Consider the following 9,375-nt stretch of genomic DNA (forward strand, 5'->3'; position numbering starts at 1 on the left):
CGGCCGCACGGACCCATGAGGCAGAGCACGAGGCGGGGCATGAGGCGGGGCATGAGGCGCCGGCGCCTCGCGCCCCACGCCCTCAGGCCACGGCGCCCCACGCCCCGCCACGCCCCGCCGCCCCTCACAGCCGCTCCGCGTCCCCCGGGCCCGCCATGCGCAAGGTCAGGACGGTCTCCGACCCACGCGTGGTCACTTCCACGAAGTCGGCGAGGCTGCGGGCGAGCCACAGGCCGTCCTCGGCCCCCTGCGCGTCGCCGGGCGGTGCGGGCGGGCGGTATCCCGCGAACGGCGGCACGGCGGCGCCGTCGGGCCCCGTGCGCCGCAGCTCGTACACCACGGCGCCCGGCTCCTCCCAGGACCGCAGTGTGAGACGGGCGCCCTCGGGGGCCAGGAGGTACACGGCGGCCTCGTGCACGGCAAGCTCGGCGAGGGCGAGCCGGTTGCCGGTCAGGCCTGCGCCGGCGGCCCGTTCGTGGCCGAGGCGGCGCAGCTCCGGGACGTCGGCCGTGGGCTCCGTGCCGCGCGCCGAGGAGGGCGCGCACGGGGCGGGGCCCTGCACCGCGGCGGCGTAGGCCGCGGGATCGGCGTAGGCGTCGCAGGGCGTCTGCCGCTCGCCGTCCAGGCGCACGGGGTGGGTGGCCACGGCGGCCTCGGCCACGTCCCCGGGGACGACGCGGGTGTCGTACGGGCAGATCATCCACACCGGCAGGTCCGCGAGGAGCACGTTGAGCCCGGACTCCATGCGCTTCCACTCGGCGGTCTGGCGGGCGGAGCGGCCGCCCCACACCGGCTCGGCGATGATCCGCGTCCGCCGCCCGGGGCGGGCGCGGCGCCCGTGGTAGCGCAGGAACGCGGACACCCGCTCGACGGGGCGGCGCCCGAAGTAGGCGGTCTCGGCGGTGTCGAGGTGGTGGGCGCCCTCCCCCAGGGCCTCCCGGAGCAGCTCGATGTTGGCGGGCGTCGTGGCGGCGAGGACGGGCTCCCCGGCGGCGAAGCCGTCCTCCACGAAGGGCACCGCCATCGCCAGGAACTCCGCGTCGGAGCCGTACAGGCAGGCGTGGTGGACGAACCCGGTCAGGCCGGCGCGGTCAGCAGCCATGCGCGGCCCCCAGCCGCAGGCCGGGCGTGGTGTCCCATCCGATGAGGGTGATGACCTGCAGCAGGTGGGGCGGCACCCCGGCCAGCTCCACGGTGCAGTGGCGGGCGGCTCGGGCCCGGGCGAAGGTCATGAGCAGCCGCAGCCCCGCGAGGTCCAGGAACTCCACCCGGGACATCTCCAGGCACAGGTCGCCGCGGACGGAGGCCACCGACTGCAGGGCGTCCCTGAGGTGGCGGTGCGAGTCGGCGTCGACCACCCCTACGATCCGCAGGCCCGGCGGGCTGACGGTGGGGACGACGGTCAGTTCGGCCGTGCGGACGAGAGGATCCACTTCGACGCTCCTGGAATGGGCCGCTGCGAGGGCGTCCAGTGCGGCGGGCTCGCGGCGACGGATGTCGTGCTGACGCAACTCCGGCGCCCCGCCGGTGCCCGAACTCCGCGGCGGGCAGGGCTTCGTGGCGCGGCGGAGCCGGCAGCGGCCGCCGCGGGGATGGGCCATGAGGGGATTATCGGGCCGGGCCGGGGCGCATGGAAGGCCGCATGAAAAAATGCCCCCCGCCTATGCGGGAGGCATTCTCTCTGTGGTACCCCCGACCGGATTCGAACCGGCGCTACCGCCTTGAGAGGGCGGCGTGCTAGGCCGCTACACAACGGGGGCTTGCTTTTGTTTTGCTCTGCAGACTCAAAAAGCAATCTGCGCTGGGCTACCAGGACTCGAACCTAGACTAAATGAACCAGAATCACTCGTGCTGCCAATTACACCATAGCCCATGGTGGTTTTATAACCAGTACCCCCGACCGGATTCGAACCGGCGCTACCGCCTTGAGAGGGCGGCGTGCTAGGCCGCTACACAACGGGGGCCCTAGCGATCTCCTCCAGGTCCCCCTGAGTGGAAATCTGTACCCCCGACCGGATTCGAACCGGCGCTACCGCCTTGAGAGGGCGGCGTGCTAGGCCGCTACACAACGGGGGCTTGCACTTCGCTTTTTGCGCTTTCGCGCGCTTCCTACTTTATCAGTAGTTTTGCGAGAGAATTTCAGCGAAGAATTTCTCTTGCTGGGGTACCAGGACTCGAACCTAGACTAAGTGAACCAGAATCACTCGTGCTGCCAATTACACCATACCCCACCGTAACTCCACCCCCCTCAGGGGGGCTTGTCCGGCTTGCGCCCTCCGCTCCGGCCTCTCGGCCCTCTCGGGCGGCGCAGGAAGAACATTACCCGAAGGAGGACGGGGGGCCAAAATCGATAGACGCCCCTGTGCGGACGCAACGGGGCCCGGCGGCCCCGGGAGAGGCTGCCGGGCCCCGTGAGGGCCTTGTGTCAGGCGGTGAGCTTCGCCAGCGCCGCGTCCACGCGGGCGAGCGTGCGCTCGCGCCCGAGGACCTCCAGCGACTCGAACAGCGGCAGGCCGACCGTACGGCCGGTGACCGCGACCCGGACCGGGGCCTGGGCCTTGCCGAGCTTCAGCCCGTGCTCCTCGCCCGCCGCGACGACGGCGGCCTTGATGGCGTCGGCGTTCCACTCGGCGTCCGCGAGCTTGGCGCGGGCCGTGCGCAGCAGGGCGTCCGAGCCCTCCTTCATCGCCTTGGCCCAGGACGCCTCGTCCTCGGCCGGCTCGTCGAGGAAGAGGAAGTCGACGTTGGCGGTGATGTCGGAGAGGACCGTGAGGCGGGTCTGGGCGTGCGGGGCGATGGCCTCCCACGCGGCCCGGTCGAAGGCCTCGGGCGCCCACGGGGCGTGCGGGGCCTGCAGCCAGGGCTCGCAGGCCTCGGCGAACGCCTTCACGTCCAGGCGGCGGATGTGGTCGGCGTTGATCGCCTCGGCCTTCTTGAGGTCGAAGCGGGCCGGGTTGGCGTTGACGTCCTTGATGTCGAACGCCGCGACCATCTCGTCCATCGAGAAGATGTCCTGGTCGGCGGAGAGCGACCAGCCGAGCAGCGACAGGTAGTTCAGCAGGCCCGCCGGGAGGAAGCCGCGCTCCCGGTAGAGGTTCAGGGAGGCCTGCGGGTCGCGCTTGGAGAGCTTCTTGTTGCCCTCGCCCATCACGTACGGCAGGTGGCCGAACTCGGGGACGGCCTTGGCGACGCCCAGCTCGATCAGCGCCTTGTACAGGGCGATCTGCCGCGGGGTGGAGGAGAGCAGGTCCTCGCCGCGCAGGACGTGGGTGATCTCCATCAGGGCGTCGTCGACCGGGTTGACGAGCGTGTACAGGGGCGCGCCGTTGGCCCGGACGATGCCGTAGTCAGGCACGTTCTCCGGGGTGAAGGTCAGCTCGCCGCGGACGATGTCCGTGAAGGTGATCGCCTCGTCGGGCATCCGGAAGCGGACGATGGAGGCGCGGCCCTCGGCCTCGTACGCCGTCTGCTGCTCGGGGGTGACGACGCGGCACTTGCCGTCGTAGCCGGAGGGGCGGCCGGCGGCGCGGGCGGCCTCGCGGCGCTCGTCGAGCTCCTCGGCGGTGCAGTAGCAGCGGTAGGCGTAGCCGCCGTCCAGGAGCTTCTGCGCGACGTCCTTGTAGATGTCCATGCGCTGCGACTGGCGGTACGGCGCGTGGGGGCCGCCGATCTCGGGGCCCTCGTCCCAGTCGAAGCCCAGCCAGCGCATCGAGTCGAGCAGCTGCTGGTACGACTCCTCCGAGTCGCGCGCAGCGTCGGTGTCCTCGATGCGGAAGACCAGGGTGCCGCCGTGGTGGCGGGCGAACGCCCAGTTGAACAGGGCGGTGCGGACCAGGCCCACGTGGGGGTTGCCGGTCGGCGAGGGACAGAAACGTACGCGGACGTTCGCGTTAGCCACGCTTGATCACCTTGTTGGTGAGAGTGCCGATGCCTTCGATGGTGACGGCGACCTCGTCGCCGACGTTCAGGGGTCCGACCCCGGCCGGGGTGCCGGTGAGGACGACGTCGCCGGGGAGCAGCGTCATCGCCTCGGTGATGTGGACGATCAGGTCCTCGATGGAGCGCACCATGTCGCTCGTGCGGCCCAGCTGGCGCTGTTCGCCGTTGACGGTGCACATGATCCCGAGGTCGGCCGGGTCGAGCTCGGTCTCGATCCAGGGGCCGAGCGGGCAGGAGGTGTCGAAGCCCTTCGCGCGGGCCCACTGCTTCTCGCGCTGCTGGGCGTCACGCGCGGTGACGTCGTTGGCGCAGGTGTAGCCGAGGATGACGTCCTTCACGCGCTCGCGGGGGACCTCGCGGCACATGCGGCCGATGACCACGGCCAGCTCGGCCTCGTGGTGCAGCTCGCTGGAGAAGGAGGGGTACTCGATGGCGGCGCCCGGGCCGATCACCGAGGTGGAGGGCTTGAGGAAGGCCACGGGGATGTCGCCGACCTCGTTGCCCAGCTCCGCGGCGTGCTCGGCGTAGTTGCGGCCGATGGCCACGACCTTGCTGGGCAGGACGGGCGGGAGCAGGCGGACCTTGTCCAGCGGGACCTTGGTCCCGGAGCGCTCGAAGTCGCCGTAGGGGATGCCCTTGATGATGTCGAGGACGGGGCCGCCTTCTGTGGCGGCATCCCCCTCCACGACGCCGTAGCCGACGTTGCCGTCGATGGAGAACCTGGCGATGCGCACGGGAAGCTTTTGCCCCTATCTGATCCGGCCGGAGTCTGACACCCCAGGCTATCGCGGGGGCCGCCGGCCGCCCGTGCGCGACGGATCCGCGGGGCCGGACCGGGCGGCCGGCCCCGTGGGAGCGGCGCTCAGTCCTGGGGGATGACGACGACGGGTGCCGTCATCAGCACCGTGCGGCGCGGGTTCGCGGTGACCTGCGGCAGCTCGGTGGCGTGGGCGACGGCCTCGGCGATCCGCAGGGAGGCGCTGTCGTCGAGGTGGACGAGCGTCGTGCGGCGCGGGTTGGCGGTCTTCCGGTTCGCCTTCGGGGTCGCCTTCCGGGACGTCAGCTTCGTCGTGCTGGTCTTCACTTGCTGCCTCGCGGTGTCGTGGTGCGCTGGGTGCGCGGGGGGTGTTCTCGCGGCCTGCGTAAAGGAACAGGCTAGGCGCGCCTATCCCCACGCGTCCGCGGGAGAAGTCCTGAGTTGCTTGTGAGTTTGCTCACGAGAGCACTGAAAAATGCCGCATAGCGGGCGGCCTTCCGGCTTTCACGAAACGGACATTGCAGGGCTGAACCTGACGTTCCGCTCCTGATCATGGAATCTGGGACACCGGACGAGCCTCCCCGTCGCCCCGCCGACTTGCCCGCCTATGCCCTTTATAAAGGCCCTGGTCCTCTACGCCCCGTGACGATTTCCGGCACTGAGCGTGATGCCGGTGCGGGTGCGGTGCACCGGCCTTGTTGGAGATCTGGCACTGTGCTGGAATTCCACGGACCGCCAGGGGGCAACCGCGGTCCCCCCACGACTCGACACCGTCCCGCCTTCGACCGGCGGGGCGCCTGGTCCAGAGGTTGCGACGCTAGTGCAGGGACGTTTCAAGAGGGATGGCAGCGCTGCGGCGGAGCCGGAGCCGCGCGGTGCGAACGACCGCGGCACGCCCGCCGAAGGGCCGGCGGGCGACGGTTCCGCAGACCGCCAGCAGGCCACGTCAAAGGCGAAGGCCAAGGCGAACAAGGCCAAGCTGCCCGGTGGGCCCGGCTCACGAATAGCCCTGCGCAACTGGCGCATCAGCACCCGCCTCGTATCCCTGCTGGCCCTGCCGGTCGTCGCCGCGACGACGCTGGGTGGCCTGCGCATCAACGACGCGCTCAACAACGTCGAGCAGCTCGACCACATGAAGCTCCTCACGGAGATGACCGGTCGCGCGACCCTGCTGGCCAACGCGCTCCAGGAGGAGCGCGACAAGTCCGCCGGCCCGCTCTCCAAGGGCCTGACCGACGACGACGCGGTCGCGGCGTCGCGGGAGAAGACCAACCAGGCCATCAACGCCTTCACCGGGGCCACCCAGGGCGTCAAGCCGACCGACCCGACGATGAACGGCGTGCAGACCACCCTGGTCGACATCAGCCGGCAGCTGAAGAAGATCCAGGACGTCCGCAAGGACGCCTACAAGAACGAGCCCGAGTACATCGCCCGGACCGTCAACAACTACGACGGCCTGATCAACTCGCTGCTCTCGCTGTCCCAGGACATGGCCCAGGCGACCAGCAACGCCGAAATGATCACCAGCACGCGTGCGCTGGCGACGTTCTCCGCCGCCAAGGAGTACGCGTCGATCCAGCGCGCCGTGATCAGTGCGGCCCTCGCCAACAAGAAGGGCCCGTACCTCTCGGGCAACGACCAGCAGTACGGCCACGAGGCGTACGAGGCCGAGAACGAGGCCATCCGCCGCTTCATCGCCATCCGCGGCGGCGACTCCCAGCAGCTGCTGCAGGCGATCACCGGTGGCAACGCGGACATCACGACCGCCAAGACCTACACCGACCGCGTCCTCAGCAAGCAGGACGGCCTCAAGAACGAGCCGAAGTCCTACAAGGACTGGTACGACCTGGCGTCGGTCAAGCTCGGCGAGATGTCCAAGATCGAGCAGACCCTGCTCTCCCAGATGGAGCAGAAGGCCCTCGAGCTGCGTGAGGACGCCCAGCAGGACGCGATCCTCAACGGTGTCCTGATCATCCTCGTTCTGGGCATCTCGCTCGTCGGCGCCTTCGTCGTGGCCCGCTCCATGGTGCGCTCGCTGCGCCGTCTGCAGGACACCGCTCAGCGGGTCGCCCAGGACCGCCTCCCCGAGCTCGTCAAGCAGCTGTCCGAGACCGACCCGCAGGACGTCGACACGTCCGTGGAGTCCGTCGGCGTGCACAGCCGCGACGAGATCGGCAAGGTGGCCGCGGCCTTCGACGACGTGCACCGCGAGGCCGTCCGCCTCGCCGCCGAGCAGGCCCTTCTGCGGGGCAACGTCAACGCGATGTTCACCAACCTCTCGCGCCGGAGCCAGGGCCTCATCCAGCGTCAGCTCTCGCTCATCTCCGAGCTCGAGAGCCGCGAGGCCGACCCGGACCAGCTGTCCTCGCTGTTCAAGCTCGACCACCTCGCGACCCGCATGCGCCGTAACGGCGAAAACCTCCTCGTCCTCGCGGGCGAGGAGCCGGGCCGCCGGTGGACCCGCCCCGTCCCGCTCGTCGACGTGCTCCGTGCCGCCGCGTCCGAGGTGGAGCAGTACGAGCGCATCGAGCTGAGCGGTGTGCCGCCGACCGAGGTCGCCGGCCGCGTCGTCAACGACCTCGTGCACCTCCTCGCCGAGCTCCTCGAGAACGCGACCTCGTTCTCCTCGCCGCAGACCAAGGTCAAGGTCACCGGTCACGCGCTGCCCGACGGGCGGGTGCTGGTCGAGATCCACGACACCGGTATCGGCCTCTCCCAGGAGGACCTGGCGGCGATCAACGAGCGGCTCGCCAGCCCGCCGACCGTGGACGTCTCGGTCTCGCGCCGCATGGGTCTGTTCGTGGTCGGCCGCCTGTCCCTGCGACACGGCATCCGCATCCAGCTCCGTCCGTCCGACTCGGGCGGTACGACCGCGCTCGTCATGCTGCCGGTGGACGTCGCCCAGGGCGGCAAGAAGCCGATGCCCGGCGCCGTGCCCCCGGCCGGCGGCAACGGTGCGCCCGGCGCCCCGGGCGGCAACCCCGGCGTCGCGGGCTCCGCGCCGCGCCGTCAGGTGCCGGCCGCCGGCGGCCAGCAGCGCCCCGCCCTGCCCCCGCGCCAGGGTGCGACCGACAGCGGTCTGCCGACGCGTCCCGCCCCGGCGCCCGGCGGCGGTGCCAACCCCGCCGCGGGCAGCCTCTTCGACACCGCGCCGCGCGGCGGTGCGGACCGTGCGCCCGCCCAGGGCCCCGGCGGCCGCCCCGCGCTGCCGACGCGTGGCAACGGCGGCCCCGCCGCCGTGCCGCCCCCGCCCCAGGCGGGCAAGGGCGGCGGCCGCGGCAAGCAGCAGCAGCCCGGCACGTCCGGTCAGCCCGGTCAGACCGGCCGGCCCGGCCAGCCCGGCCGTGGCAACGGCGCCGGCGAGCTTCCGGCCCGTCAGGCCCCGAGCTGGGGCAGCGAGCAGCCCGCTGCCGCGCCCCAGGCCCCGAAGGCGCCGGCGGCCCCCGTGGACGACTGGCCCGTGTCCGGCGGCGGTTCCGCGCGCTCCGCGCAGGACACCCCGCGCGGTCACGAGGACGTCGAGAGCACCGGTCAGTTCCCCGCGTCGCGCCCCGCGCTGCCGAGCGCCGGGCCGGGCGACACCGCCGAGTTCCCTGCGATCGGGTCCGCTCCGGAGCCCCGCGGCGCCGCGGGCGGGTTCGACCGGCCGCAGCACGGTGACGCGCCGAACAGCACGTCGGGCCAGTTCGCCCGCCCCGTGCAGGGCGACGCCCCGAACAGCACCTCCGGCCAGTACGACCGCCCCGCCCCCGGCGAGGCACCCGGCAGCACGTCCGGCCAGTACGACCGCCCCGTGCAGGGCGACACGCCGAACAGCACCTCCGGCCAGTACGACCGCCCCGCCATCGGCGAAGCGCCCGGCAGCACGTCGGGCCAGTACGCCCGCCCGGAGCTCGACGACGACCCGCTGACCAGCACCACCGGTCAGTTCGCCCAGCCGGCTCTCCGTGAGTCCGGGCACAGCTCGCCGCTGTTCGAGGAGCTGGAGTCCAACTGGTTCCGCGGTGCCGCCGGCGAGGACCAGGCCGCCGCGCCGGAGCAGACCCCGGAGGCGCCCTCCGGTCAGAACCTGCCGAAGCGCCGTCCGCGCCAGTCCCTCCAGGACCCGGAGCGCGGCCCGCTCGGCGCGGTCCCCAAGGCCCCGCAGGCAGGCCGGCCGACCCGGCCGTCCCAGGCCCGCCCGGTCCCGCAGACCCGCCAGGCGCCTCAGGCACAGCAGCCCCAGCAGGCCCCGGCCGACAACTGGCGCCAGTCCCCCAACGACGAGACGTGGCGCCGGGCCGAGCAGGTCCGCGAGCCCTCCGCGGGCGGCAAGACCGCTTCCGGACTGCCGCGCCGCGTCCCCAAGGCGAACCTCGTCGAGGGCGCCGCGCAGACGACGCAGCCGATCCAGCAGGTCGGCCCGCAGGTCTCGCGTGCACCCGACGACGTGCGCGGCCGTCTGACCAACCTCCGCCGGGGCATCCAGCAGGGGCGTCAGGCCGGCACGACTTCGACCACGGGCAACCACACGGTTGACCCCACCGATTACCAGCAGGAGCGTTAGTTGAGTCCGATGAGCCAGGCGGCGCAGAACCTGAACTGGTTGATCACCAGTTTCGTGGAGAACACCCCAGGGGTGTCCCACACCGTCGTGGTCTCCGCCGACGGACTCCTTCTGGCGATGTCCGAAGGGTTCC

General features: G+C 71.8%; 7 protein-coding genes and 5 tRNA genes. 2 read left to right on the forward strand and 10 right to left on the reverse strand.

Annotation, left to right across the window (positions count from 1 at the left end; translation table 11 throughout):
- Window positions 1-124: 124 nt before the first annotated feature.
- The 10 genes from ACFPP6_RS31755 to ACFPP6_RS31800 form a co-directional block, all read right to left on the reverse strand.
- The gene (locus ACFPP6_RS31755) at window positions 125-1,102 is read right to left on the reverse strand and encodes an anti-sigma factor RsbA family regulatory protein (protein ID WP_382049710.1); all 978 of its coding nucleotides are present in this window, start codon (window positions 1,100-1,102) and stop codon (window positions 125-127) included.
- Window positions 1,092-1,601, reverse strand: a complete 510-nt coding sequence (locus ACFPP6_RS31760) for an STAS domain-containing protein (protein ID WP_079110741.1) — start codon at window positions 1,599-1,601, stop codon at window positions 1,092-1,094. Before ACFPP6_RS31760 ends, ACFPP6_RS31755 begins: the two co-directional genes overlap by 11 nt.
- An 83-nt stretch (window positions 1,602-1,684) precedes the next feature.
- Window positions 1,685-1,760: transfer RNA gene (locus tag ACFPP6_RS31765), tRNA-Glu, on the reverse strand.
- Window positions 1,761-1,801: 41 nt separating this feature from the next.
- Window positions 1,802-1,873, reverse strand: a tRNA-Gln gene (locus ACFPP6_RS31770).
- Window positions 1,874-1,891: 18 nt separating this feature from the next.
- Window positions 1,892-1,964 (reverse strand) — tRNA-Glu (locus ACFPP6_RS31775).
- A gap of 39 nt (window positions 1,965-2,003) precedes the next feature.
- Window positions 2,004-2,076, reverse strand: a tRNA-Glu gene (locus ACFPP6_RS31780).
- A gap of 83 nt (window positions 2,077-2,159) precedes the next feature.
- A tRNA-Gln gene (locus ACFPP6_RS31785) sits at window positions 2,160-2,231 on the reverse strand.
- Window positions 2,232-2,425: 194 nt separating this feature from the next.
- Window positions 2,426-3,898 carry a glutamate--tRNA ligase gene (gltX, locus tag ACFPP6_RS31790; RefSeq protein WP_382049713.1) on the reverse strand — a complete coding sequence of 491 codons (1,473 nt, stop codon included), beginning with the start codon at window positions 3,896-3,898 and terminating at the stop codon, window positions 2,426-2,428.
- Window positions 3,891-4,673 carry a fumarylacetoacetate hydrolase family protein gene (locus ACFPP6_RS31795; RefSeq protein WP_382049715.1) on the reverse strand — a complete coding sequence of 261 codons (783 nt, stop codon included), beginning with the start codon at window positions 4,671-4,673 and terminating at the stop codon, window positions 3,891-3,893. Before ACFPP6_RS31795 ends, gltX begins: the two co-directional genes overlap by 8 nt.
- Window positions 4,674-4,801: 128 nt before the next feature.
- Entirely contained in the window at window positions 4,802-5,023 is a 222-nt protein-coding gene (locus ACFPP6_RS31800; RefSeq protein ID WP_382049717.1) for a hypothetical protein, read from the reverse strand.
- Between the two features lie 493 nt (window positions 5,024-5,516).
- Between ACFPP6_RS31800 and ACFPP6_RS31805 the strand changes: the two genes are divergently transcribed.
- Together ACFPP6_RS31805 and ACFPP6_RS31810 are read left to right on the forward strand one after the other, a co-directional pair.
- Window positions 5,517-9,242 (forward strand): sensor histidine kinase, encoded by a 3,726-nt coding sequence (locus ACFPP6_RS31805; RefSeq protein WP_382049719.1) that lies wholly within the window; start codon window positions 5,517-5,519, stop codon window positions 9,240-9,242.
- Window positions 9,243-9,375 (forward strand): roadblock/LC7 domain-containing protein (locus ACFPP6_RS31810; RefSeq protein ID WP_146167043.1); only part of this gene is annotated, 133 nt, incomplete at its 3' end.

It is taken from the genome of Streptomyces aureoversilis (genome assembly GCF_042657885.1).
Lineage (GTDB): Bacteria > Actinomycetota > Actinomycetes > Streptomycetales > Streptomycetaceae > Streptomyces > Streptomyces aureoversilis.

Excerpts from the sequence above, each read along its gene's own strand:
- ACFPP6_RS31755 (WP_382049710.1), bottom strand. The coding sequence starts at position 1,102 with ATGGCTGCTGACCGCGCCGGCCTGACCGGGTTCGTCCACCACGCCTGC.
- ACFPP6_RS31760 (WP_079110741.1), bottom strand. The coding sequence starts at position 1,601 with ATGGCCCATCCCCGCGGCGGCCGCTGCCGGCTCCGCCGCGCCACGAAG.